12 protein-coding genes are annotated in these 26,757 nt (G+C 68.4%); 1 reads left to right on the forward strand and 11 read right to left on the reverse strand.

What is annotated here, in order from left to right; genetic code table 11:
* Window positions 1-19 precede the first annotated feature (19 nt).
* The 3 genes from ABZ937_RS01945 to hemL form a co-directional block, all read right to left on the reverse strand.
* Window positions 20-1,318: a hypothetical protein gene (locus ABZ937_RS01945; RefSeq protein ID WP_361684599.1), complete on the reverse strand. Its 1,299-nt coding sequence runs from the start codon at window positions 1,316-1,318 to the stop codon at window positions 20-22.
* A gap of 142 nt (window positions 1,319-1,460) precedes the next feature.
* Window positions 1,461-2,108 (reverse strand): histidine phosphatase family protein, encoded by a 648-nt coding sequence (locus ABZ937_RS01950; protein ID WP_361684729.1) that lies wholly within the window; start codon window positions 2,106-2,108, stop codon window positions 1,461-1,463.
* Window positions 2,109-2,170: 62 nt separating this feature from the next.
* Window positions 2,171-3,487: a glutamate-1-semialdehyde 2,1-aminomutase gene (gene hemL / locus ABZ937_RS01955; RefSeq protein ID WP_361684601.1), complete on the reverse strand. Its 1,317-nt coding sequence runs from the start codon at window positions 3,485-3,487 to the stop codon at window positions 2,171-2,173.
* A gap of 345 nt (window positions 3,488-3,832) precedes the next feature.
* Here hemL and ABZ937_RS01960 point away from each other — a divergent pair, with 345 nt between their 5' ends.
* Window positions 3,833-4,462 (forward strand): hypothetical protein, encoded by a 630-nt coding sequence (locus ABZ937_RS01960; RefSeq protein WP_361684603.1) that lies wholly within the window; start codon window positions 3,833-3,835, stop codon window positions 4,460-4,462.
* A gap of 85 nt (window positions 4,463-4,547) precedes the next feature.
* Here ABZ937_RS01960 and ABZ937_RS01965 read toward each other — a convergent pair whose 3' ends face one another.
* Genes ABZ937_RS01965 through ABZ937_RS02000 form a run of 8 tightly spaced genes read right to left on the reverse strand, consistent with a single transcriptional unit; the run spans window position 4,548 to window position 26,703 of the window.
* Window positions 4,548-5,180, reverse strand: a complete 633-nt coding sequence (locus ABZ937_RS01965) for a 4'-phosphopantetheinyl transferase superfamily protein (RefSeq protein WP_361684605.1) — start codon at window positions 5,178-5,180, stop codon at window positions 4,548-4,550.
* 60 nt (window positions 5,181-5,240) lie between these two features.
* Complete coding sequence (locus ABZ937_RS01970) at window positions 5,241-6,455, reverse strand: ATP-grasp domain-containing protein (protein WP_361684607.1); 1,215 nt, start codon at window positions 6,453-6,455, stop codon at window positions 5,241-5,243.
* Window positions 6,456-6,495: 40 nt separating this feature from the next.
* A complete protein-coding gene (locus ABZ937_RS01975; RefSeq protein WP_361684609.1) occupies window positions 6,496-11,490 on the reverse strand; it encodes an amino acid adenylation domain-containing protein in 4,995 nt (1,664 codons plus the stop codon).
* Window positions 11,480-12,229 (reverse strand): thioesterase domain-containing protein, encoded by a 750-nt coding sequence (locus tag ABZ937_RS01980; RefSeq protein WP_361684611.1) that lies wholly within the window; start codon window positions 12,227-12,229, stop codon window positions 11,480-11,482. Before ABZ937_RS01980 ends, ABZ937_RS01975 begins: the two co-directional genes overlap by 11 nt.
* Window positions 12,216-13,484, reverse strand: a complete 1,269-nt coding sequence (locus tag ABZ937_RS01985; protein WP_361684613.1) for an MFS transporter — start codon at window positions 13,482-13,484, stop codon at window positions 12,216-12,218. Before ABZ937_RS01985 ends, ABZ937_RS01980 begins: the two co-directional genes overlap by 14 nt.
* 1 nt (window position 13,485) lies before the next feature.
* Window positions 13,486-17,877, reverse strand: coding sequence for an amino acid adenylation domain-containing protein (locus ABZ937_RS01990; RefSeq protein ID WP_361684615.1), 4,392 nt, complete (start codon window positions 17,875-17,877; stop codon window positions 13,486-13,488).
* On the reverse strand, window positions 17,877-23,717 hold the full coding sequence (locus ABZ937_RS01995) for an amino acid adenylation domain-containing protein (RefSeq protein WP_361684617.1): 5,841 nt from the start codon (window positions 23,715-23,717) through the stop codon (window positions 17,877-17,879). Before ABZ937_RS01995 ends, ABZ937_RS01990 begins: the two co-directional genes overlap by 1 nt.
* Before the next feature lie 34 nt (window positions 23,718-23,751).
* A complete protein-coding gene (locus ABZ937_RS02000) occupies window positions 23,752-26,703 on the reverse strand; it encodes a type I polyketide synthase (RefSeq protein ID WP_361684619.1) in 2,952 nt (983 codons plus the stop codon).
* Window positions 26,704-26,757 lie beyond the last annotated feature (54 nt).

The following is a 26,757-nucleotide window of genomic DNA, read 5'->3' on the forward strand; positions in this document are numbered from 1 at the left end:
TTTCGGACCCGATCGCGGTTCAGGCGGCATCACCGGAGGCCGACTTGGCGTCCCGCAGGAACTCCTTCCAGCCCCCGGCGGGCTTCTGCCCGACGCCCAGCGTGCGCAGCTTGGCGAGCACCTCGGGCTTCTGCACGTCCATCCAGTCCACGAACTGCCGGAAGGAGACCAGGCGCACGTCCGCGCCCTTCTCCTTCTCGCGCGCGATGTGCTTGAAGGCCTCCTCGACGGAGTCCATGTAGATGCCGCCGTTCCACTGCTCAAAGTGGTTGCCGACGAAGAACGGCGCCCGGTTTGTCTCGTATGCCCGCTGGAATCCCTGGATGTACGCCTGCGCGGACTGCTTGCGCCAGCCCGGGTAGTTGTAGGAGGGCGCCTTGGTCGAGTTCACGGACTGGTTGGCGAGCATGTTGTAGTCCATGGACAGCACCTCGAAGGAACGTCCGGGGAAAGGTATCTGCTGCAACGGCAGGTCCCAGATCCCCAGCTTCTTCTCCGGCCACATCTGACGCCCGCCCGGCGAGGAGGCGTCGTAGCGCCAGCCCAGCTTCTTGGCGGTGGGCAGCAGATTGTTCTGGCCGAGCAGACAGGGCGTACGGCCGCCGACCAGCTCCTTGTCGTAGTCGAACGGCAGCGACGGCAGGTCACTCCAGCCGGTGTTGGTCCGCCACTCCTTCACGAACGCCTTGGCCTGCCGGATCTCGCTCTCCCACTGCTGCGGGGTCCAGTTGCCGACCGTGCCGGTGCCGGCGCAGAAGTGCCCGTTGAAGTGGGTGCCTATCTCGTGCCCCTCCAGCCAGGCCCGGCGCACGTTCTTCAGCGTGGCCTTGATGTGGTCGTCGGTGAGGTAGCCGATGTCGGAGGCACCGCGCGGGTTGTTCGGGGGCTCGTACATGCGCTTCTTCGCCTCGGGCAGCAGGTACAGCCCCGAGAGGAAGAAGGTCATGCTCGCGCCGTGCTCCTTGGCCAGGTCCAGGAAGCGCGGGAAGAGCCCGTTGCCGACCTCGCCGGCGCCGTCCCAGGAGAAGATCACGAACTGCGGCGGGGTCTGGCCCGGCTCCAGCGGCTCGGGCTTGGCCGGCTGGTGCGGCTGCCGGCCCGTGAAGGAGGTGGAGCCGTCACCGATGGGCCGCGCCGGACGCGCACCGCTCCCGTTCTTGCCGTCGCGCCCCGGCCCGCCCTGGCCGGAACCGTTCGGGTGCCGGCCGCCGTCCGACGACGTGAGGCTCCCGCAACCGGCGAGCGAGGCGGCAGCCGCCGCGCCCGCGCCGAGGCCGAGTGCTCCGCGCCGGGAGAGGGCCCGGGAGAAGGTGCGCATGGAAATCCCCGATCGTCGCGCCTGCTGGTCACCCAGTGAGAGGGCGGGACGATCGGGGAGGTTCCTTTGATTTATCCGCTTTTCGTAACAGAACGCGCAAAAGCGTGCCAAGTCACTTCAAACGGACCGTCAGAAACGGCTGTTACGCGCCGAAGGCCTTGCTCTTGCCCTTCACCGGCTTGACGCCGGCGCGCAGATGGACCGGGACGAGGTCGATGGCGGGCTCGCTGTACCCCACGGACACGATCTTGTCGCCCTGATAGGTGAAGGACGTCAGGGAGGCGAGCGTGCACTGCCGCTTGCGCGGGTCGTGCCACAGCCGGCGCCGCTCGACGTACGACCGCACGATCCAGATCGGCAGCTGATGGCTGACCAGCACCGCCTCATGGCCGCGCGCCTGGTCCTTGGCCGCGTTCAGCGCGCCCATCATGCGGACGACCTGGTCCACGTACGGCTCGCCCCAGGACGGCCGGAACGGGTTGACGAGGTGCTTCCAGTTGTCCGGCTTGCGCAGCGCGCCGTCCCCGACGCCGAACGTCTTGCCCTGGAAGACGTTGTCGGCCTCGATCAGCCGCTCGTCGGTGTCCAGGTCCAGCCCGTGCGCCTTGGCGATCGGGGTGGCGGTCTCCTGCGCCCGCTCCAGCGGGGAGGCGCAGACATAGGTGACGTCCCGCGCGGCGAGGTGCTCGGCGACCCGGTCGGCCATCTGCCGGCCCAGCTCGGACAGGTGGTAGCCGGGCAGCCGCCCGTACAGGATCCCGTCCGGGTTCTCCACCTCGCCGTGCCGCATGACGTGGACGACGGTGATGTCCTTGGTGCCGTTGCCGGGGGTGCTGGGGGTGCTGGGGGTGCTCACGCCGTGGCCTCCGCGGCCGCCCGGGCCGCCGCCGGAAGGGCGTCGGCGATGATCTGGATGGCCCGCTCGTCGTGGGCCGTGGACACGAACCAGGACTCGAAGGACGACGGCGGCAGATAGACGCCGTTCGCCAGCAGCGAGTGGAAGAACGCGGTGAAGCGGTACGACTCCTGCCGCTTGGCGTCCTCGTAGGTGCGCACCTGCCGGTCCGTGAAGAACACGGAGAACATGTTGGAGGCGGACTGCAGCCGGTGCGCGACGCCCTCCTTGCTCAGCGCCTCGGTGACGAGGGCCTGGATCTGCGCGGACACGGCGTCGACGGTGTCGTACGCGGCATCGTCGAGCAGCCGCAGCTGGGCGAGCCCGGCGGCGGTGGCGACGGGGTTACCGGAGAGGGTGCCGGCCTGGTAGACGGGCCCGGCGGGCGCGAGGTGAGCCATGACGTCGGCGCGACCGCCGAACGCGGCGGCGGGGAACCCACCACCCATGACCTTGCCGAACGTCATCAGATCCGGCTTGACGCCGTCGACGCCGTACCACCCGGCGCGGCTGGTGCGGAAGCCGGTCATGACCTCGTCGGAGATGAACAGGGCGCCGTTCTTCCGGCAGGCGTCCTTGAGCCCCTGGTTGAACCCGGGGTCCGGGGGCACGACGCCCATGTTGCCCGGCGAGGCCTCGGTGATCACACACGCGATCTCGCCCGGGTGCCGGTGGAAGGCCTCCTGCACGGCCTCCAGGTCGTTGTACGGCAGCACGATCGTGTCGCCGGCCTGGGCGCCGGTGACGCCGGGCGTGTCGGGCAGCGCGAAGGTGGCCACGCCACTGCCGGCCGCGGCGAGCAGCGAGTCCACGTGCCCGTGGTAGCAGCCGGCGAACTTGATCACCTTGGACCGCTGGGTGAATCCGCGGGCGAGCCGGATGGCGGACATGGTCGCCTCGGTCCCGCTGGACACCAGCCGCACCTGCTCGACCGGCTCCACCCGGGCGACGATCTCCTCGGCGAGCGCGACCTCGCCCTCACCGGGCGTCCCGAAGGACGTACCGCGGGCGACGGCCTCCTGCACGGCACCGATGACCTCGGGGTGCGAGTGCCCGAGGATCATGGGCCCCCAGGAGCAGACCAGGTCGACGTATTCGCGCCCGTCGGCGTCGGTGAGGTAGGGCCCCTTGCCCGACACCATGAAGCGGGGCGTGCCGCCGACGGCGCGGAAGGCGCGCACGGGGGAGTTCACTCCGCCCGGAGTGACGACGGAGGCGCGGTCGAAGAGCGCCTGTGAGACGGGCGCGTCGTAGGGATAGGGCGTTTCGCTCATGGCACTCATGACGTGCGGCTTCTCCGGCTTCTCGGACTCCGGTTGCGGGGTGACCCCCTCAGGGTAGGCCGCGCCCCGGCCGGACCGCGGGCGACCTCAAGATCGGAACGGACTCGTCCGGCGGGCATCGGCGCCGTCATCCGGTGGGCATCTGCGAGACTGAGACCTGATACACAAAGCTCATACGCACGTAATCATCAAGACCGGATGATCAGGGCCCGAAGATCCACGTGGACTGTCGTTCCACCGCACGTTTCGGCGCGCGGCCGTGGGGGAGGTCACTGACACGATGATCGGGTTGCGCGGCGGGGGCCACGCGTCCTAGAAAAGCAGTCGGGTGGAGATATGCATCGCGGTGGCGGACTGGGCGAGGGGACTGATGACCTGGGTCCTCGACGTGCCCGGCGGGGAAGGCACCGGCGCGACGCGGAGGAAACGACCGAAGCACGTCAGAAGGACACACATCAGGCTGACGCACGCGAGGTACAGGGGCTACGGGCCGACCGCCTCCGGGCGGGGAGCAGGAATGGTGGTCGGGTGGGGGTGACGTACAAATACTTCGGCGCGCCGGACGGCGCGACCGCGGCTCGCGTCCCCATCTCGATGCGCCCCGAGGAACTCGGCGGCGACGAGCTGGGCATGAACGGCATGTTCACCAAGATCAAGCCGGAGACGATGGCCGCGATGGTCCTGACGGGCATCGAAGGCGTCCCCCTGCACAAGGTGCCGCCCCTCGAACTGGTCGTCCTGCACCCCGACTACGCGGTCGTCAAACTCCCCATGACGGTCGTCGACCCCCTGCGCGACATCGGCGAGGAGGCGGTCGGCGCGGCGGCGTTCATCTGGTCGACGGTGCCGGACCGTGGGGGGCCGCGGGACGCGTTCAATGTGTACCAGTTGCTGCATGAATGGCAGGACTTCTCGGTACGTCTGCATGAGGCGGGGCACCAGCCGTATTGCCTGGTGTGGCCCTGATCTGGGGTTTCTTGCGGATTGGGCGGGTTCTTCAGGTCCCGCCTCCGCCAGTGCCGGCAGACGCACGCCGAGTCGATCCGCTTGCCTACAGTGTCGCGGCCTGATCGAGCACGCACACTGCTGCCTCGTAACCCTCCGGGAGGTTCGGCAGGTCGATGATTCTTGCGCCAGGCACCTCAGCTGGGACCTCACCGGTCCCCGCGTATTGTCGAGAGAGACCGTCCCCGCCAATGCCCTCACCCGTCGCCTTGAGGAACGCCTCTTTGCGCGTCCAGCAGCGCGTGAATCCGGCGGGAGACCGCGAGGCCCGCAGCTCCCTCTGCTCACTCGGGTGGAGTAGGGCCACAAGGTCCGCGATCTGCTCTTGCGTGGGGTGGCGTTCGACGTCCGCGCCCACGGGGTGGTCCGCGAAGGCAAGCAGTGCCAAGCCCTTCGTGTGGGAGAGCGAGAAATGCACATCTGGCCGCCCCGCGATCGCAGGGCGTCCGTGCCGTTCACCACAGCCTGGGCAGGGCAACCGTACGAACATCACGTCCTGCGGAGCCACGCAGAGCAGCGCGCCGAGCCGGTATCGCAGCGCCGCGTGTGCCGCCGCGTAGATCTCCGCGTCCTCGGAGCGAGCGAACGCGGCGACTCGCCGCCGCTCCTCCGCATCCAGCACACGGTGTGCGGGCGCGTCGAGCGGGGCGGGTTTCACCAGGACGAATTCCAGTCCCATCAAGCAACATCGCCTGCAGTCACGCTGTGTCTCATCGAACGCATCCTCCGGGAGCGATTCTCATTCAAATTTGAATTCGAACGCAGCTATCACATTCTTCGCCACCGTCGACAGATCCTCCACGGTGTCTGCGGTGATCAGAGCCTCAGTGAAAAAGTTCTCCTGCTCCATCGAAGTGACCCAGAAGGAGGTGAACTGGTATCCGTCCACCACGCCGGGGAGTCGCTTGATCACGTCGATCGGGGTAGCGTGCGCCAACGTTCCCACCTGATCGGCCTCGAACGGAAGCAGCGCCAGCAGCTCGTCGTTTCGTGCAGCGCCCTCCAGCTCGTGCAGGTAGGGCTCCCCCAGCGCCATGAGAACCAGGATCCTGAAGGGATCCACACCGCAGGTGCGTGTGATCGCCGACCGGTGAAGGCCGCCTCCCGGCCTTGGGTTTATCTCCACGAGTTCGGCTCTGCCGTTGGGGCGTACCCGTCCCTCGACATGCAGCCACCCAGCCGATATCTGGAGGTCCGCACAGAGCGTGCTTATCTTCTCGGCCAGTTCCGTTGCGCCGCGACGGACGTGGTCCGACGGTGGCGGTGAGATCCTCAGTCCGGCGTCGTGATGCCGCCTCTCATCGTGTTCGGTCTTCTCCACCACGAAGAGGCCACGGAAACTGCCGTCCACCACTGGGCCGTCGACAGAGAACTCGACTCCGTCCAGATACTGCTCGACAACCACCTCGAATTCACTGCAAGAAATTTCGGCGATCTCTCGCAGCCTGGCAGACAACTGTGCGGGATCTGTAGCCTTGCGCACGAGTCGGGAGCCGCCCGAGTCCCGCGCGGGCTTCACTATGACAGGGTATTCCTCAATGAACTCGGACGCGACGGACGCGACCGGACCGGCCGTGTATTCGATGTCGGAAAGCCGAAGCCGGCGCATTTTTGCGCGAACCGAGGCCTTGCTGAGCAGAGTTTCCCGGCCCGGCTCACCTCCTGGAACTCCGTAGTGGCGGGCGGCCCTCACCTGCCACTCGATGAGCGGCTCAACGAGATTCACCACCGCCGTGGGGGCGACTCCCGCTGCTTCGATGGCTGCCGTGAACTGCTCGAAGTCACCGCCCCAATCCACGACCACGTGATCAGCGCAAGATTCCGCATTGACGTCACCCGGAATTTCGGACACCAGGACCGGACGCCTGTTCATGCCCTTGAGGATTTCCGCGATGACGTCCACCCCGCCGGCAAACCTCTTGGAAAATACGAGTACGTCGCGCTCAGAACTCATGAATCATCTCTTTGTCTTGAACTAAGTATTCGACGTGTCCTCAGAACACGTCGTCCAATGGTCCGGTTGCCTGGAAGTTCGAGCGGTTACGGCGGCCCATTGCAGGCACCTCGGGCTTCTCCGACTGCGACTGTGTATCGAGGGAGCCCATGTACTCGGCCAAAGACCTCAGCGTCGGGCGGGCGAACAGCTCTCGGAGTTCGACGGCCAAGCCGAAGCGCTGGCGTATCCGCGTGATGACACGCATCGCCGAGAGTGAATGCCCGCCTCGGTGGAAGAAGTCGTCGTTCCTGTCGATGTCGGTCACACCGAGCAGGTCACCCCAGATCTCGGCCAGTGCGACTTCCATCGGGGTGCCGGGGACCTCTCGGACGTTTTCCGCATCGAGACGGGGAGCGGGTAGGGCCGCACGGTCGATCTTGCCGTTGGAGGTGAGCGGCAGCGCGTCGAGAGGCACCCATGCGGTGGGGAGCATGTAGGAGGGCAAGGTGTCCGAGAGGAAGGCACGGACCGCGTCCACGCTCCGGTCCCCCGCACCGGTGAACACCACGTAGCACACCAGACGCTGCTCCCCGGAGCCGTCGGCACGCGGCACGGTCACGCAGTCGCGAACGGATGCGTGGGAGCGAACGTGTGCATCGATCTCCCCGAGCTCGATGCGATGTCCCCGGATCTTCACCTGGTGATCGAGCCGTCCCAGGTACTGCAGGGTGCCGTCGGCCGTCCAGCGGACCAGGTCGCCCGTCCGATAGCAGCGAGATCCGTCCGGGCCGACGACGAAACGCTCCGCGGTGAGTTCCTCCCGGTCGAGATAGCCACGGGCCACACCGTGCCCGCCGATCAGCAACTCGCCCGGCACGCCCCGCGGGAGCAGCCGGCCTCGCCGGTCGACCACGTGGACCTGCGTGTTGGCGATCGGGCGGCCGATCGACCCGGATGCCTTCGTGGACACCTCTGCCTGAGTCGACCAGATCGTGGTCTCCGTGGGGCCGTAGAGATTCCACACGCGCACCGGTCCCATGTTCGTCAGGGCCTCTGCCAGCGGATCGGGAAGTTCCTCACCACCGCACCAGATCTGCCTCAGCCCTGCGGGAGGGGTCGTCGTGTGTGCCATGTACAGCTTCCAGGTGGAGGGGGTGGCCTGGACAGTGGTGATGCCGTGGCGTTCCAGGAGTGTGTGAAGGAGCGAAGGATCGCCTCCGGCGCCGGTCGGGGCCACGACGAGATGCCCGGACCGCACCAGCGGGAGGAACAGTTCGAGGGCCGCGATGTCAAAGGACAGGGACGTCACGGAGAGCATCCGGTCGTCCGCACCGAACCCGGGGGCGGCGCCGAACGAGTCGATAAGGTTCGTCAGGTTTCCGTGTTCCACGACCACCCCCTTCGGGCGGCCGGTGGAGCCGGAGGTGTAGATGACGTACGCGGGGTCCCGCACCGTCGCGGAAGGGCGGGGGGCCGCGCCCGTGATGCTCTCGGCCGCGTGCCCCTCGATCGCCGGCCGGGTCGTCCCGCCGTCCAGGTGGACGACCGCAACGTCTTCCCCGACCTGCACGCGGCCGGTCAGCTCGGTCGTGGTGAGCAGGATACGGAGCCCGCTGTCCTCAGCCATGAACGCCAGGCGTCCAGGAGGATACTCCGGGTCGAGCGGCACATATGCCGCACCGGCCATCCAGACGCCGAGCAGTGCGGCGACCATGGCGCGGCCCCGGGGCAGACACACACCGACGAAGGTGTCGCCCTGGGCACCGTGGTGACGCAACAGAGCGGCGACGGCCGTGGCCCGCGCCCACAGTTCGGCGTATGTCCAGGTGCCATTCTGGTCCTCGACCGCCTTCCGTTCCGGGTGCGTGAGCGTCGCCTGGTGGATCTGATCGGCCACGGTGAGCCCTGTGGCAGGGCGTCGTGGGCCGGCACCCAGCGTGCCCAGTTCTTCGTGCTCCTGGCGGCTCAGCAACGGGACGTCCGAGATGGCCCGCAGTGGATTCTCCACCAGGGCGCGCAGCGCGGTCACCAAGTGGCCCGCGAAGCTCCGGACGGTGTCGTGGTCGAAGAGCTCCGTCGAGTACTGCACAGATCCCGCCAGGCCGCCGGACACCGGGGCGAAGCTCACCGTCAGATCGAATTCGGAGGTAGTGACCGCCGGCTCGACCCGTTCCAGGCGTGCTCCGGTCAGTTCCAACTCGGCCGAGGGGGCGTTCTGCAGAATGAACATGACCTGGACCAGCGGGTTGTAGGCCAGGTTCCGCTCGGGGGCCAGCTCCTCGACAATGCGCTCGAAGGGCAGGTCCTGGCAGGAGAAGGCCGCTGTGCAGCGGTCGCGTACCCGCTCGATCAGCTCACCGAAGGCCGGATCGCCCGAGAGATCCCCGGGCAGCACGAGCGTGTTCACGAAGAAGCCGATCAGCTGCTCGGTCTCCACGCGTGTACGTCCCGCTGACGGCGAGCCCACCAGCAGCTTCTCCTGCCCGGTCCAACGGCTGAGGACCAGCTGGAAGGCGGACAGCAGCGTCATGAACAGCGTCGCGCCGTGTTCCGTGCCGATCCGCTCCAAGGCGGTTACCAGCTCGGCGGGCAGCTCGAAGGCGACATCGGCACCCGTGAAGGTCTGCTCCGCGGGGCGTGGCCGGTCACTCGGCATCTGAAGAAACGACGGAAAGCCCGAGAGCTCCTTCACCCACTCCTGCTGCTGCCTAGTCATCTCGTCCGAGCGCACCCAGTCGCGCTGCCACGCGGCGTAGTCGCGGTACTGGACGGGGAGGGAGGGCAAGTCCGAGCCGCCACAGAGCCGCTGGCGGTACAGCGCACCGATCTCGGTCAGCAGCCGGCCGATCGACCAGGCGTCGACCACGATGTGGTGCATCACGAAGACCAGTGCGCGCTCGTTGCCGGTGCCGACGACGGCGACCCGCATGAGCGGCGCACTGCCCAGGTCGAACGGCCTGGCCACGACCTCGGCCACCAGAGCGTCCAGTTCGGCACCGGGACGCGTGTCGATGACTTCGACCTCGGGGGTGATGTCCTCGACGACCTGGAGCAGTTCGCCGTCCACCATGACAAAGCGGGTACGGAGCACGTCGTGCCGCCGTGCCAACTCCGTCACCGACCATCTCAGGGCGTCGAGGTCGAGGGTGCCCCGCAGGCGGTGGACCACAGGGACGTTGTGCACCGGGGCATCCGCGATGAACTGGCCGAGCAGCCAGAGCTGTTCCTGCGGGTAGGAGACCGGGCCCGACGTGCCGTCCCAGGCACGGGCCACCAGGCTCGTGGCTCTCGGATCCGGCAAGCCCTCCGATTCCTCTCGTACCAGTTCGGCCAGTTCCCGGGGTGTCGAGGCGTGGAGGACGTCGCGGTACTTCAGGTCGAGGCCGAAGCGGTCGCGCACACGGGCCAACAGCATCGTCAACTGGATGGAGTGGCCGCCGAGATCGAAGAAGTCGCTTTCCGTGTCGACACCGGGAACACCCAATACGTCCGCGAAGGCGCGTACCAGTTCCGCCTCTGTCGGGTCCTCCGACTCCTCCTCGAACTCCGGCGCAGCAGGTGCCGGCGGCATCGGCAACGCACTGCGGTCGATCTTGCCGTGGGCGGAGAGCGGAAGCGCGTCCAAAGGAACCAGGATCTCGGGCACCATGGCCGCCGTCACCAGCTCGGACAGTTGCGCGCGGAGCTCCGCCGACGTAACCGAAGTGCCCTCTGTCGGCACGACGTAGGCAACCAGGCGATGTCCTCCGGCGGACGTGGGCTCGGCGACGGTGACACCGTCGCGCACGTCGGGCAGTCGCAGCAGTGCGGCGTCGACCTCACCCAGCTCGACACGCTGTCCGCGTACCTTCACCTGCTGATCGTTCCGGCCCAGGAACCGCAGCGTGCCGTCGGGGTTCCAGCTGACCAGGTCCCCGCTCCGGTAGGCCCGGGCGGCGAACGGAGCGGAGACGAACCGCTCTCGGGTCAGGTCGGGCCTGCCGAGGTATCCGCGTGCCACGCCCGCTCCCGCGATCCACAGCTCGCCCACCACTCCCGGTCCGGCCAGTTCGCCCTGCTCCGTCACCACGAACAGCTCGGTTCCCGCGATGGCGCGGCCGATGGACGGAGGGCCTTCGTCGCCCGTTGCGGCTCGGGGCTCGACCACGGTCGAGGTGGCCACGACGGTGCACTCCGTGGGTCCGTAGTTGTTCACGACCGTGTAGCTGTGCCCGTCCGGCCAGACACGCAGCGCGTCCCCGCCTGTCAGCAGAAGACGGAGCGGGCTGCCGGCACCCGTCTCGTTGCGCAGGAAGTGCTCCGCGAGCGCGGTCGGCATGAACGCCACGGTGATCCGCTCGGTGCGGCACCATTCGATGATCTCGTCGAAGGACAGCCGGACACTCTCCGGGACCACGCACAGGCAGGCGCCGTGCGCGAGGGCCGCCCAGATCTCCCAGACCGCCGCGTCGAAGCCCATGGATGCGACATGCGAGCACCGATCGGCCGTGGTGACGTCGAACTCGGCGCCGTGCCAGGCGACCAGGTGGCTGAGGTTGCGGTGCTCGACCATCACCCCCTTCGGCCGGCCGGTCGAGCCGGACGTATGGATGACGTACGCCAGGCCGTCGGCTGTCGCCCGTACCGCCGGACGCCCGACGGTGTCCGGAAGGGCAGCCGCGTCGACCTCGATGACCTGCACGCCGTCGCGGACGGGGGCGGTGCCCGCCAGGTCGGCGACGGTCAGCAGGGCCGCGAGACCGGCGTCCTGCGCTATGAGTTCGAGCCGAGAGCGGGGGTAGCCGACGTCGAGGGGCACGTAGGCGCCGCCGACGGTCCAGACGGCCAGCATTGCGGCCACGGCTTCCCTGCCCCGGGGCAGGTAGAGGCCGATCAGGGCGTCCGCTCCGATGCCCCGCTCCGTCAGTGCCGCGGCCAGTCGGGCCGCTCGGTCCGTCAGCTCGCGAAAGGTCCACTCACCGGCGTCGTCGCGAAGGGCGACGCGGTCGGGGTGCTCTTCCGCCACGGCCCACACCTGCTCGGGCACCGTCGCCATGAGGCGGCTAGAGTCCATGAGCGTCTCCCGCAAGGATGAAGTCGTTCAGCAGCGTCTCGACGACGTGTCCGGCTGTGTCGCCGAAGGGGAAGAAGTGGCCGCCGGAGAAGGTGCGGCTCGTGCACCTGCCGGTCACCACGTCCTGCCAGCGGTCGCTTTCGGTGTGCGGCACCGATCCGTCCGCGTCGCCCAGGTACACACGGAGCGGGCAGTCCAGCGGTCGGGGCCAGGTGTGCCGATAGTTCTCCGACATGGTGAGTTCGCTGCGCAGCCGGTCCAGCACCATGCCCAGCAGCTCGGGGTCCGCGAAGATCTCCGGAGGCGTACCGCCCATCTCTTCGAGGAATCGCTGCAGTTGCTCGGTGCCGGCCGACCCGAGCCGGTAGGTGGGTACGGTGGTCGGTGCGCGATGTGCCATCGCGACGAGACCGGCCACACGGTCACCCGAACCGGCTGCCGTCAGCTGCTGGGCCGTCTCGTAGGCGAGGAGGGAACCGCGGCTGTGGCCCACCAGCAGCGCGGGCGACCGCAACTCCCGCAGCTCAGCGGCGAGCAGGGCGGCCACGTCACCGAGTACCCCGAGGCCCTTCTTCTCCTGCTCGAAGTACAACAGCCAGGGGTCCACCACGCTCAGCCGCGCCTGGGGGCCGAGCAGTTGGTCCCACTGCATGAAGTGGGCCCGGGAACTTCCCGCACCCGGAAAGCCGACGATGTGCAGCGAGGCTTCGGGCTTGTCCGAGACACTACGAATCAACACGCACGGCCTCCGCCTCTTCCGCCACCCGCTCAGCCGTCCAGACCCCGCGGCCCAGCAGCCAGGCGGCCGCGACCACGTGGCCGAGGGCCCCGATGGCGAGCGTCTCCCGGATGCCGATCCAGCTGGCCAGCAGACCGCCGATCAGGGCACCGATGGCGTAACTGCCATGGGTGAGCATGTGGTTCCCGGCGTGCACCCTGCCCTGCATGTCTTCGGGCGTCGTGGTCTGCCGGTAGGTCACCTGGGTGATGGAGAACGCGATCATCCCAATGACGAAGATCCCGTGCGAGAGGACCAGGAGCACCGACCTCTGGACCAGTGAGCCTCCGGCGAAGGGGAGTACGAGGCAGCCGGCCGCCATGACCAGTTGTCCGGCGACGAGTGTGCCGCGGGTACCCAGACGGCGAGAGGCGTGCGCCGTCACGGTGTTGGCGAGCAGCGCGACACCGCTGGCCACCGTGAGCAGCACTCCCACCAGGCCCGGGCTCATGTCCAGGGTCCGGGTCACGAACAGCAGGTAGATGGCCACCATCATCGCGCTGAAGAGGTTGCTGGTGGCGCTGCACAGCGAGATGGTCCTCAGCCGCGCGTCCCGGAACAGGAAGAACAGACCGTCCCACGCACGGGGGCTCGTTCCGTCGTCCGTCGCGGGAGCCGGGGCCCCGGGCTCCCGCACCCGGCCGATGAAGACGGCGGACACCAGGAAGCTCAGCACATCCGTGAGCAGGGCGATGGGTGCCGACAGCAGCTGCACCAGCATGCCCGCTATCGAGTTGCCGGAGAGTTCGGCGAAGGTCGACACCTTCTGGAGCTTTCCGTTGGCGTCCATGAGCTTCGCCTCGGGGACCAGCTTCGGAATGAAGGCCTGCCCCGCGACGGTGCCGAGCACGTCGAACGAACCCAGCAGGAAGGCGATCAGCAGGAGCACGACGATGCTCAGCCGGTCGAGGACCGTCAGGGTGATGACCGCTCCGAGCAGGACCGCTCGTACCAGGTCCGCGGCTATGAGGAGCTGCCTCTTCGCGAAGCGGTCGACCAGCCTGCCGATCTGCAGGCCGAAGAACAGGGCCGGCAGGAACTGGCAGAAGAACAGGAGTCCCTGGTCCACCTCGTCCGCGTGCAGGACGAGGATCGCCGTGAGCGGCAGTGCCATCACGGTGACCTGACCGCCGATGAGCGAGATGCTCTGGCCTGCCCAGAACCGGGCGAAGTCCCGTTCCTCGCGCAGGCGGAACGCGCCTTCTCGTCGTGTCATGTCAGGCACCTGCCTGACGGCCGGCACGGCGTCGCTGTGCGGCCGCTGCCGGTCCGCGTCGGCGCTGCGTCCCCTGTCCGGCTGTGCCACTCTGCCCGTTCCGCTCCGGGTTCTCCTGATCCGCCAGATGCGCTGCCAGGGCTTCGATCGTGGGATGGGCGAAGAACGTCGCCATGGGTACGTCGATCCCGTGGCGGGACCTCAGCTCCTGGCGCACCCGCACGATGGACATGGAGGTGCCTCCGACGTCGAAGAAGTTCTCCGTCGGGCTGACCTGGGCGACGCCCAGCACCTCGCACCAGATGGCATGGAGCCGGCGCTGTGCTTCTCCGTCGAGAGGTGCCGCGGCAGGGCTCGGCCCCTGGTTGGTCATCATGGCGTGGAGAGCGTTCCGATCGGCTTTGCCGTTGGGGGTCAACGGCATGGTGGGCAGGACACGCAGGAGTTGGGGGACCATGTAGTCGGGCAGCGTCCGACGGGCCCAGGTCCGGGCCGCGAGCGGTAGCGAGCGCATGATCGCGGCTGCCGCGGGATGGTTGGTGACCGGCTCGACAGCGGTCGGCTTCGAGTCGTGGAACGGCTGAAGCACCTCTCCCCGTGGGGCACGGCGACGGAACGTCGCACGGACGCGTCCTTCGGATCCGTGCCCCGGCGACCAGTCATGATGGATCTGCCAGCCGTGGGTGTCCGCGATCGCCGAGAGATCCTCGACGGCCACCGGAGCACGGCCGCCGGAGTCCGGGCCGGATGCCTCGGCCGGCTTCAGCAGGTCGACGAAGCGGGCGACCCTGGCATTGGGGATGCCGTCGACCACGAAGTCCTCCTCCGCCGCGCCGAGCACTTCCTCAAGGCGCCGCAGAGAGCCCACCTCGGTGGCCCAGTCGAGGACGGTGTCCGGGACGCCCGGGTGGTCAGGCCCGTCGACCTGCAACAGCACGTCGTACCGGAAGCGGGTGAGTTCGTTGTCGGGTCCGGCCGGCTTGAGGGAGACCTGGACTCCGGTGATCGAGGGCTCGACGCTCCGGAGCTTGGCGAAATAGCCCGGGTCTACGAGAAGTTCCTCCTCTTCCAGCGCCCGGTGGGGGGCCTGCGTGCGTATCTGTTCCTGCGGCAGTCCGTACTGGTCCAGGACGCTCGCATGGAACGCCTCGGCCAGGCCTCGATGCCGTAGATCGCCGACGAAGACGAACCCGCCGGGGGACACCACCTTGCACGCCGCGGACAGGGTGCGCGTCAGATAGTCCTCACTCGGGAAGTACTGCGCCACCGAGTTGATGATCACGCAGTCGAAGCGGCGGCCGCCGGCCACGGCCGCGAGGTCGTCGGCACTCCCGACCACCAACTCGACCCGGTCGCTCAGGCCGCGGCTCTCCACCTCGCGGTCGACATGGTGGATGGCCTCCTTGGACAGGTCGATGCCGACGTACCGCTCGCTGTCAGGGGCCAGCCGGAGCAGGAGCATGCCGGTACCGCAGCCGATTTCGCAGTAGGTGCGCGCGTCCGTCGCGGCGATGGAGGCCACCGTGTTCTCCACCCAGTGCCTCATCTCGTCGGCGGGCAGTGGCTGCTTGGTGTAGCTGCTCTGCCAGCCCTTGAGGTTGAGATCACCCTGAGACGGCGCCTCGCCCTGCCCGTAGATCTCGTCCCAGACTCCGCGCCAGGCCTCCACGGGCGGTCCCGCATCGACCTCCGTGCATGTCTCAGGGATGAGGAACGTGACGAGCTGGCTCTCGGCCCCGGTGCGCCGACGCACCAGGGTGAGGCTGTCCCGTACCTGCGGGTGGGCGCGCATCGTCGCGTCGATCTCGCCGAGTTCGATCCGGTGCCCGTGGAACTTGACCTGGTGGTCCATGCGGCCCAGGAAGCGGAGCGACCCGTCGGGGGACCAACGCACCAGGTCACCCGTCCGGTAGGCCCGGGTGCCGTCCGGCGCCGTACCGAATCGCTCAGCCGTGAGCTCCGGCCGCCGCAGGTACCCACGGCCGACCCCGCTGCCCGCGATCCACAGTTCACCGGGCACCCCGATCGGCACCTGACGGCCCGCACCGTCCAGGACGAACAGCCGGGTGCCTGCGATCGGCGTACCGATGGCGGGCTCCGCGTCGGCCGTGACCTCGGTGCAGGTGGACCAGATCGTCGTCTCCGTCGGACCGTACACGTTGTGGACCCGCGCCCCGAGTCCGGTCAGGCGGCCGGCGAGCGCTCCGGACATCTCCTCGCCGCCGCACCAGATCTGCCGCAGGGACGCGGGCGCGGCCGCCGTGTATCCGCAGTAGGCCTGCCAGGTCGAGGGAGTGGCCTGTACGACGGTGATGTCGTGCTGTCGGATCAGCTCGTCGAGCAACTGCGGATCCCCGGCGACGCCGGAGCCACCGATGACGAGCAGCCCTCCCGCCGCCAGCGGGGTGAACAGTTCGAGGCCGGCGATGTCGAAGGACAGCGAGGTGAGAGCCAGCATGCGGTCCTGCGGGCCGAATCCCGGGCGGTCCATGAAGCTGTGCACCACGTTCGCCAGGTTCTGCTGTTCGATCATCACCCCCTTGGGCTTCCCCGTGGAACCAGAGGTGTGGATCACGTAGGCAAGGGCGTCCGGTGCCGTGGCGGCAGGCGTCGATGCGCGGTGCGGACCGTGGCTCAGGTCCTCGACGAACACCAGCCGCACCGCATCGCCGACCGGGACACGATCGGCGAGTGCACGGGTCGTGAGGACCACCCTGAGCGCGCTGTCCTCGGACATGAACGCGAGCCGGTCCTGCGGGTATTCGGGGTCCAGCGGCACGTACGCCGCTCCCGCCCGCCACACACCGAGCAGTGCGGACACCATGTCGCCGCTCCTGGGCAGGCAGATGCCGACCAGCTCGCCCGGTGTCACGTTCCGTTCGCCCAACGCCTCGGTCACCGCGTCCGCGTGCCGGATCAGTTCGGCGTACGTCCACCGGCGGTCACCGGAGACCACCGCAACCTGATGGGGGCGGTCATGCGCCATGCGCCGGATGCGGTCGGGCACCATCTCGAGGTCCTGGCGCGGCGCCGGCCCGGTGCCGAGGGCCATGAGCCGGGACCGCTCGGCGTCGTCCAGCATCTCGAGCGAAACGACGGCTGCGGCGGGGTCGGCGGCCACGGCTTCGAGCACCGCCGTGAAGTATCCGGCGAACCGCTCGATGGTGCTCCGGTCGAACAGCTCACTGGAGAACTGCAGCAGGGCGGCGAGCCCTTCGTCCTCCGGTGTCAGGTTGAGAGTGAGATCGAACTGCGAGGTCGCCGTGTCGATCTCGACGGGTTCGAGATCGGCTCCCGGCAGCCGCAGGGACTGCGAGGGGGCGTTCTGCAGGATGAACATCACCTGTGCGAGCGGGTTGTGGTTGAGGTTCCGCTCCGGCGCCAGGTCCTCCACCAGGTGCTCGAACGCCACATCCTGCCCGGAGAACGCGGTGAGACAGCTCTCCCGCACCTGGCCGAGGAGTTCCCGGAAGGAAGGGGTGCCGGACACGTCCAGGCGCAGGACCAGGGTGTTGGCGAAGAACCCGATCAGGGGCTCGGTCTCCGCACGTGTCCGGCCGGCCACCGGAGAGGCCACCAGAAGGTCCTGCTGGCCGGTCAACCGGGCGAGCACGATGTAGTAGCAGGCCAGCAGCGCCATATACAACGTGGCGTCCGTGGTGTCCGCCACCGCCTTCAGACGCCGGACGGTGTCCCCTGGAATGGTGAATTCCAGTGAGTCGCCGGCGAAGGTCTGCACGGGCGGGCGGGACCGGTCGGTGGGCAGCCCGAGGAGCTGCGGGGCTCCTCGGAGACTGTCCGCATAGGCGCGACGGGCGTCCGCGTACTCCGCCGACTCGGCGTGCTCCTGCTGCCAGAGCGCGAAGTCCACGTACTGGAGCGGCAGTTGCTCCGGCGCTGACGTGGCCCCTTCCAGGTGCTCCTGGTACAGGTGGGCCACCTCGTCGGCGAAGATCCCGAGCGACCAGGCGTCGGCGATGATGTGGTGCATCACGAACAGGAGCACCGTGCGCGTCGGCCCCTGAACCAGAGCGACCCGGAGCAGGGGAAGCCGCGCGATGTCGAACGGCTCGCGGACCAGTGAGCTGACGGCGGCCTCGATGCCGGCGTCGTCCGGGACGGCGACGGTAGCCACGTTCACCGGGCTTTCCGCGCGGACGACCTGGACCGGCGTGCCGTCGATGGTCCCGAACCGTGTGCGCAGCGCCTCGTGCCGGATGACGACCTGGTTGACCGCCCATGCGAGGGCGTCCGGGTCGACCGTCCCTGTGACCCGGTACTGCAGGCCGAGGTTGTGCTGGGCGGTTCCGGGGACCAACTGTTCGATGAACCAGAGCCGGCGCTGCGCGAAGGAGGCGGGGAAGGCGGCTTCAGGCGTCTGGGAGCCGTTCATCAGCGCTCCTTCGTTCGATGGGGCAGCGGTGCGTTGTGGACGATCGCTTCGAGACAGCGCTGCACGGGCACCACGTGCGCTGCGTCGTCCGGTGCCGGGAGGGCGAGCAGCCCCGCCATGGACTCGGCCGGGTCGTAGGACGCCAGGCCGAGGATCAGGTCGCGCAGCGTGGTCAGATAGGTGTTCAGCCGTGCGACCGGTTCGTAGCCGGACAGCAGGATGTCGAGGTGACCGTCGGCGTACGGGTAGATGTCGACGCGCAGTCGGTGCTCCTGCTGGGCGATGGCCACGGGCGACTCGTCGACGAAATCGAAGCCGGTGGGCGCCCCCTCGTCGGCGGTCAGTGAAGGCGTGTTCTGGTACACGAGATAGCTGTCGAAGAATCCTGTGCCGGGTGCGAGACCTGCCATGGTCTCCAGCTCCGTCAGGCTGATCATGTCGCGCTCGAGGAGGTCGAGCACGGATGCCGAGGCCCGGTCCAGCCACTGCTGCACCGAGTCGTCGGGGGTGGCCTCCCAGCGGATCGGCAGGGTGTTCATGAACATGCCCAGGGCTGTTTCGATGCCGCGGATCTCGGGAGATCTGCCGGACGTCGTCACACCGAACTGCGGGTTCTGCCGGGCGTCGACGCGCTGCAGCGTGGCACCCCACAGCGCCTGGAGTGCGGCTGCCTGTGTGGTCCGCGCACGGCGGACCGCGCTGCCGAACCGGGTGACGTCCTCCGGGGTGAACCGAATCTGCACGACGTTGAACGCGTCCTGTCCCCGGCCGGCCGGCGACACCGTCGGCAGCTGGTCGAAGTGCCGGATTCCCTCACTCCACCACTGCGTCACACGGCCCGTCCGCATCCGGCGTTCACGCCAGGCGAGGTAGTGCGCGTAGTCGAAGTCGTCGCTCGCGGGCGCCCTCGTCGCCTCACCGGCCTCCAGAGCACGGTAGTGGGACAGGAACCGGCCCAGGTACAGCGGGAAGCTCCAGCCGTCCAGACGCCGGTAGTCCATGGTGATCACCCATACGCCGCGCTGATCAGCGAGCCGGATGAAGGTGAACCTCGTGGGCAGTGAGGTGGCCTGGTCAAACCCCGTGGCCCGGTCCGCCCGCAGGAGATCCTCCAGCAGGGTCTGCTGGTCGGAGGCCGTCCTGTCGGACCAGTCCACCGAGATCACCGCGTGCGGCAGGTCGGCCTGGTGTTCGGTCACCGTCTGCCGCAGATCGCCGTCGGCTCCGTGCAGCACGGTGCGCAGGAAGGGGGTGTCCGTCACCGTGGCTTCCCAGGCTCGGGCAGCCGTGTCCGGTGAGATCTCGCCGTCGTAGCGCAGAATCCGCTGGACCACGTACAGCCCCTGGTCCCCACGCTCCGGCAGCAGGCGGAGCATGTGCTCCTGCAGGGGCGACAAGGCGTACGGGCCGCTGGAGGGCACGTCCGTGGGGGTCGCGACCGGGGTCTGCGGCGTCACGTCCTGCGTGTCGAGGAACTCGGCCAGCCTCTCGACGGTCTGGTTCGCGAAGATGTCGCGAATGAGCAGCGGGCGCCCCGCGTCCCGCAGGCGCGCAGCCACCTGGGTGCTCTTGATGCTGTCGCCGCCGAGGTCGAAGAAGTTGTCCTGGGCCGCCACCACCGGGATGTTCAGCACGTCGCACCAGACTTCGGCGACGAGCCGCTCGGTGTCGGTGCGCGGAGCGGTGTGCGCCACGTCGAAGTGGCGTTCCTCGACGATTCCGAGGAGGGCTGTCCGGTCGACCTTCCCGCTCTCCGTGACGGGCAGCTCGGGCAGCACCACGAGTGATGCGGGCACCATGTAGTCGGGCAGCTTCTCGCGCAGCCGTCGTCGCAGCGTCTGAGGAAGGCGCCGCAGGCCCGCTCCACGTGCCGGGTCGTTGCTCTGCCGCGCGACGCGCGGGTGGGAGACGACGGGGCGGTGGCCCTCCCGGTGGAACACCGCGGCCAGCCGTCCTTCTGCCGGGTGCGAGCAGGACCAGGTCAGCTGGACGTCCAGGCCGTGGCTCGCCGCGAGGTCCCACAGCTCGTCCGGGTGGACCGCCGCCCCGGTCCCCGAGGCCGTGTGCCGCAGCAGGCGTGCGTTGGGTACGCCGTCCACGGCCAGGCTGCCGGTGTTGAGTCCGGCAAGGCGTGTGCTCAGTTCGCCGATGTCACGGACCTCGGACTCCCAGTCCAGGAAGCCGTCGGCCTCCTTGGCGGGATCGCCCAGGTACTGCATCAGCACGTCGTATCGGAAGTCGTTGAGTTCGTTGGCTCCGCGGCCGCGCTTGACCGCCGTTTCCACCCTGCTGATTCCCGCGATGCGCTCGCTGATCCGGGTGAAGTACGACGGATCGATGAACAGTTCCGTCTCCTCGGCGACCCTGCGGACCGCACGGCTGAGCAGCTGCTCATGCGCTGCCTCGGGGTCCTGGTACCGGGCCACGGAATAGTGGAAGGCCTCGGCGAGCGCGAGGTTGCGGACGTCTCCCACGAAGATGTGGCCACCCGGGTTGAGCAGGTCCGAAGCGTCCCTGAGGACGTCCTCGAGGTACTGCTGGCCGGGGAAGTACTGGATCACGGAGTTGATCAGCACACAGTCGAACTTCTGCCCGGCGAGGGAAGAGATCTCGTGGGCGGACATCTTCAGCAGTTCCAGGCGTTCGCCGACTCCGAGCCTGTCCGCGCTGGCGGCGATGTGGTCGAGGCCGACCTGCGCCATGTCGATCCCCACGTACCGGTCGCTGTCGGCGACCAGCCTGAGTGCGAACAGTCCGGTGCCACAACCGATCTCCAGGAAGGAACGTGCTCCCGTCGCCCGGATCCGGGCGACGGTGGAGTCGAGCCACTCGACCATCTCGTCCTCGGGGATCGGCTCATGGGTGTAGCTGCTGACCCATCCCTTGAGGTTGAGGGTGTCCTGCGGGGCGTCGGTGCCCTCCTCGTAGGCCCGGTCGAAGACCGCGGACCAGTCGTCCGTCCGGCTGTCGGCCTCTTCCGAGGACGCCAGGCGATGCTCGTCGGCCACCAGGTAGGCCAGCAGCTGCCTGTCACCGGAGGCGTCCGTGCGGCAGACGACGGCAGCGTCCAGGACACCGGCCTCCTCCCGCAGGGCCACTTCCACCTCGCCGAGTTCGATGCGGAACCCGCGTACCTTGACCTGGTTGTCGATACGGCCGAGGAACTCCAGGTTTCCGTCGCCGCGTCGGCGGACCAGGTCTCCCGTGCGGTACACACGGTCGCCTTCCCGGCCGGAGAACGGATCGGGCAGGAAGCGCTCCTGCGTCAGGTCGGGCCGGTTCAGGTACCCACGTGCCACCTGCACACCGGCGATCCAGAGTTCGCCCGCCACGCCGACCGGCAGTTCGTTGCCGGCCGCGTCGACGACGTGCGCCCGGGTGTTGGCGACCGGCCGGCCGATCGGTGGCTGGCCCGACGCGTTCGGCTGCCAGCTCCAGTAGGTGACGTCCACGGCGCACTCTGTCGGGCCGTAGAGGTTGTCGATGGAGATCCCGCAGTCGGCGAAGGTACGCTCGCACAACTCGGCAGGGAGCACGTCGCCACTGCAGAAGATCCTGCGCAGGGAGGTGCCCGACAGGCTGCCCTGGGACAGCAGGGCGGACAGAGCAGTGGGCACGAAGTGGATGTGCGTGACTCCGTGACGTCGGATCTCGGCTTCCAGGACTGTCGGTTCCCGATGGGCGTCCGGGCTGGCCAGCACGATCGCGGCGCCCTTCATGAGGGGCCACAGGAATTCCCAGACGGATACGTCGAACGTGTAGGTGGTCTTCTGCATCACGCGGTCGTCCGGACGCAGACCGTAGTGCGTGTGCATCCAGTTGATGCGGTTCACGATCGACCGGTGTTCGACCATGACGCCCTTCGGCGTGCCGGTGGATCCCGACGTATGGATCACGTAGGCGAGATCCCCCGGACCGGCGACACCGGCCGGCCACGTCTGCGCGACCTCCGCCAGACGCGCCTTCGTCTCCGCGTCGTCCAGGTTCACGATGTGCACGCCCTCGGGAACTCCGCTCAGCGCTGCGGCACAGTCCGCCGTGGTGAGCAGGACCCCGATGCCCGCGTTGCTCACCATGGAGCCGATGCGCTCGGCGGGTTGCCGGGGATCGAGCGGCACGTACGCGCCGCCTGCGGCCAGCGTTCCGACGAGAGCGAACACCAGATCGGCGCCGCGCTTCAGACACAGACCGACCCGGCTGTCACGTGCGACTCCCAGGGACCGGAGCAGGTTCGCGATCCGCCCGGCGTTCGCGGAGAGCATGGCGTAGGTGACATGCGTCCCGTCCGCCGTGATCAGAGCCGTCCGGTCCGCGTGTGCCGCCACCTGCTGGGCGATCGCGTCATGAGCGCACGAGTCGAACCCGGTTTCGGCTTCGGTCGCGTGCCAGGCCGCCAGCTGGTGGCGTTCGGCTGACGTGAGCATCGGGACGGTGGCGATCACGGCCCCTGGGTCGTCCACCATCGCCTGGAGGAGCTGCACGTAGTGGCCGGCGAAACGCTCCATGGTCGACGCGTCGAAGAGGTCGGACGCGTACTGCACGTCGGCGATGAAACCGTCGTCGGTCGGGGTGAGGTCCAGGGTGATGTCGAACTTCGAGGTCCCCGTGTCCGTGGGGATCGGGGTGAGCGTCACGCCCGGAAGCCGGAGAGCGTCCGAGGGGGCGCTCTGCAGGATGAACATCACCTGGGCCAGGGGGTTGTGGGACGGTTCGCGGTCGAGCGACAGCGCGTCCACCAACTGCTCGAAGGGCAGCTCCTGGTGCGCGAAGGAGCCGACGCAGGTCTCCCGTACCTGGGTCAGCAGGTCCAGGAAGGTCGGCTGCCCACCGAGGTCGGCCGGCAGGACCAGGGTGTTCACGAAGAAACCGACCACCGACTCCGTTTCCACCGAGGGACGGTTGGCCACGGGAGTCGCGCACGACAGACGACTTTGCCCGCTCCAACGGTGCAGGAGCGCGTAGTACGCGGTGAGCAGGGCCATGTACGGGGTCGCCCCGTGGGCCCGTGCCAGCTCCTCGACCCGTGTCTTCAGCTCCCCGGGAATGGAGAACGCCAGGTCCGCGCCGTTGAACGACTGCAGCGCCGGCCGGGCCCTGTCGGTCGGCAGGTCGATGAGTCGCGGCGTGTCGGCCAGTCGGCTGGTCCAGTAGTCGAGATGTTCCTGGTTGCGCCGCAGGTTCGCCGGTGTCCGCAGCCACAGCGAGTAGTCCACGTAGCTGATCGGCGGCTCCGGCAGACGACTGGGCTCGCCGGCCATCAGGTCCGAGTACAGGTGCCCCAGCTCACGCATGATGATGCCCAGGGACCATCCGTCAGCGATGATGTGGTGAATCGTGAGGGACAGAACGGATTCGCCCTCGTCCGTGCGGACGACCAGCAGCCGCAGGAGGGGACCGGACTCCAGGTCGAACGGAGTCCGCGAGAATTCGGTCAGCACCCGTGCCATGTCCGCCTGGGCGATGTTCCGCACCTCGACGTCGATACGGCGGTCGGGGTCGACGATCTGTACGGGAAGACCGTCCACCACGGCAAAGCGCGTGCGGAACGATTCGTGGCGCTGTACCAGGGCGTCGATCGCTGCCTGAAGAGTGTTGAGGGAGAGTTCGCCCGTGAGGCGGAAGCTTCCCGCGATGTTGTAAACCGTCTCGTCGGGCAGCAGCCTGTTCAGGAACCAGATGCGCTGCTGTCCCGGGGAGAGGGGCGCCTGAGTGCTCCCCGTCCGCGGAATGGTGCGGCTGCCGGTGGGGACCGTACGACGCGTTCCCCGGCGAAGGGCCGCCAGCCGGGCCTGCTGCTCTGCGGTGAGGGAAGGAGTAACCCCTTCCTCGTGTGAAGTCACGAATTCTGCCTTCCGTACCCAGGATGAAGGGACATCAGCTGTTGGCGATCGCGTCGATGAGAATGCTGTCCAGAGCCCGGGCGATCGCCTGCGGCGTGCGCGCGGTCAGTGGCAGGTGGATGGGGATGTCGACCGGGTAGACGGCACGCAGCCGTGCCACCAGCTGCCCGGCGGAGATGGAGTCGCCGCCGGCCGCGAAGAAGTCGTCCGCCACGCCCGGCGCGCCGCCGAGTACGGCCGCCCAGCAGGTGACCACTTCGTCCACCAGTGGCTGGAGCTCGTCGGCCGGCTCCGGACCCGGTCCTGCCACGAAGGCGGACAGGTCCTGCCGGGGTCGCAGGTCGAGGTCGACCGGGTCGATGGCCGGAGTCATGCCTGCCAGTCGCGCGTGCAGGACCGGGGTTCCCCGGAAGATCCGTGGCGGCGCGACCGCGCGCGATGCGTCGTCCCCTTCTCCGTATGCCGTCCAGTCCACCGGTAGCCCACGCTCCCACAGCCGGCCCACGGTGCTGAGCAGGGTCTTGTGCGCATCGGCACCCGGCAGGGCGGCCATACAGTGCTCGGGCGCCACGCCGCCCCGGTGTACGGCGCTCACCAGGCTGGTTCCGGGGCCGATCTCGACGTAGACCGCGTCGGGGTATCGCGTGGCCGTGGTCCTCACCGCACGCGCGAAGTCGACGCGGTCGCGCAGTTGACTGCCCCAGTAGGCCGGGTCGGTCGCCTCCAGATCGGTCAGCCACTGGCCGCTCCGGCAGGACATCAGCGGGAGCGTCGGCGGCTTCATCTCGACGCCGTGCAGGTGCTGCGTGAAACGGATCGCGGCACCGGACATGCTCGGATGGTGGAACGCGTGCGAGGTCTCCAGCTGCCGATACTGCATGTCCTGCCGGTCGAGCCAGTCCATCAGTGCATCGGCCGCGCCTGCCGCGGCGCCCACGACAACCGCCCGCGGACCGTTCACGACGGAGACGCAGCACTCCTCCGGCAGACCGTGCAGGTCCTCGACGGCCGCACGGACGGCCAGCATCACGCCGGGCGCCATCTCGGCCATGGCCGAGGCTCGTCGGCAGACCGCGCGCACCGCGTCCTCGAACGAGAGAATTCCGGTCAGGTACGCCCCGGTGACCTCGCCCACGCTGTGCCCCAGGACGGCCGTGGGACGCAGACCCAGCCGATCCAGGAAAGCGTGGACTCCGACACTCGTCAGGTGCAGGACCGGCTGCGCGACCTCGGTGTCCCCGGTGTGGCTGCCCTCGTGGAACGCGGCCACGATGCGCTCGTACGTCCTCGGGGTGAGGAGCGGGCGCATGAGCGCGAGCCCTCGGTCCACGCTCTGTGCGAAGGCCGGCTCCGCCGTGTAGAGCTCGTGCGCGGCCGCCGTGGTCCGGCCGCCCTGGCCGGGCAGCAGGTAGATCACGTCGGGGTGCTGCTCGGCAGGCCGGGAGAAGGAGGCGGGGACAGGCCAGTCCGCGTCCGCCTGTGACGGATGCGTCGAGACCACGACCGAGGTGCGGACGGCGAGTGAGGGGCGGCCGGTGCGCAGCGTTCGGCCCAGTCCAGACCGCTCTTCCGCCGATGCTCCGTTCACCAGGTCCCGGACGTTGTGCACGCTCTGGTCGAGCCGTTCGGAGTCGTCCGCGGACAGGGGCAGCAGTTGCCAGGTGCGCTGAGGGGTCTGCCGGGACGGCCCGCTGATGTCGGCATCGCTGAGGATGAGGTGCGCGTTCGTCCCGCCGAGGCCGAAGGAACTGACGGCCGCATGGCGGGGCTCCTCGCCCCGGGGCCAGGCGACCACCTCGCCCGACAGCACGAACGGGGTGTCACTGAGGTCCATGGGGGTGGCGCCGTGCGTGAGAGGCAGGTTCGGGGGGATTTCCTCGTGCTGCATGGCCAGCACGGCGGCGACGACGCCCGCGGCACCGGCGGCGGCCGCGAGATGGCCCACGTTGGCCTTGATCGAGGTGAGCCGGCAGTTCTCCCTGGTGGCGCCGTGCGCGGACCACGCCCGGGCGGCCGCTTCGACCTCCAGGGTGTCCCCGATGCCGGTGCCGGTGCCGTGGGCTTCGAAGAGCCCGATCCGGTCGGCGGTGAGTTCGGCGACGTCGAGGGCTTCTTCGATCACCGCGATCTGGCCCTTGACACCCGGCGCGGAGAAGCCGGCCCGGTCCTGGCCGTCGTTGTTGACAGCGGTACCGGCGATCACCGCGAGCACCGGGTCGCCTGCCGCCACCGCCACATCGAGACGCCGCAGGAACAGCGCGACCGCCCCGTTGCCCTCCACCGTGCCGTCGGCCGTGGTCATGAACGGTTCGCACAGCCCGCGCTTCGAGTAAATGCCGCCCTCGGAGTACAGGTAGCCGGCGTCCTGGAGGTCGTACGCCACACCGCCGACGATCGCGGAATCGCACTCCCCGGACAGAATTGCCTGGCTCGCCAGATGAATGGCGACCGCCGAGGACGAGCAGGCTGTCTGTACGGTGAGAGCCGGGCCGGTCAGGCCGTATTTGTACGCCACCCGGCTCGACAGGTAGTCGGGATGATTTCCGATGGCCAGCCTGGTCAGTTCCAGGTTGTCACCACTTGCCCACAGCTCGCGCTCCAGCAGCGCTCCGTGGTTGCTCGGCTTGGCACCGAGATACACCCCGACCACGCCGGGAAGAGAACCGATGTAGTGCCCGGAGCTTTCCACTGCCCTATAGCATTCCTCCAGCAGGAGGCGATGCTGGGGGTCGGTCAGTTCCGCTTCTGTCGCGCTGAATCGGAACGCCTCGGTATCGAACTCCAGCGCCTGCTTCAACGGATAGGTGACCGGCACGAAGTCGGCATGTGTGTACCGGTGGTAAGGCACCCCACGCCGGGCCAGTTCAATGTGATCCAGTGTGTGCCGACCGCTTTCGGCATTCCTGATCAGGTCCCAGAACTCGTTGATATCCCGCGCGCCTGATGTGCGAATGGACATGCCGATGATAGCGACACTGTCACGCATTTGCTCTTGTCCTTGGGTTCCGCTAGCTGGAAGAAAAATAGCCCTGACGGCAAC

The organism is Streptomyces sp. NPDC046727 (assembly GCF_040645635.1).
Lineage (GTDB): Bacteria > Actinomycetota > Actinomycetes > Streptomycetales > Streptomycetaceae > Streptomyces.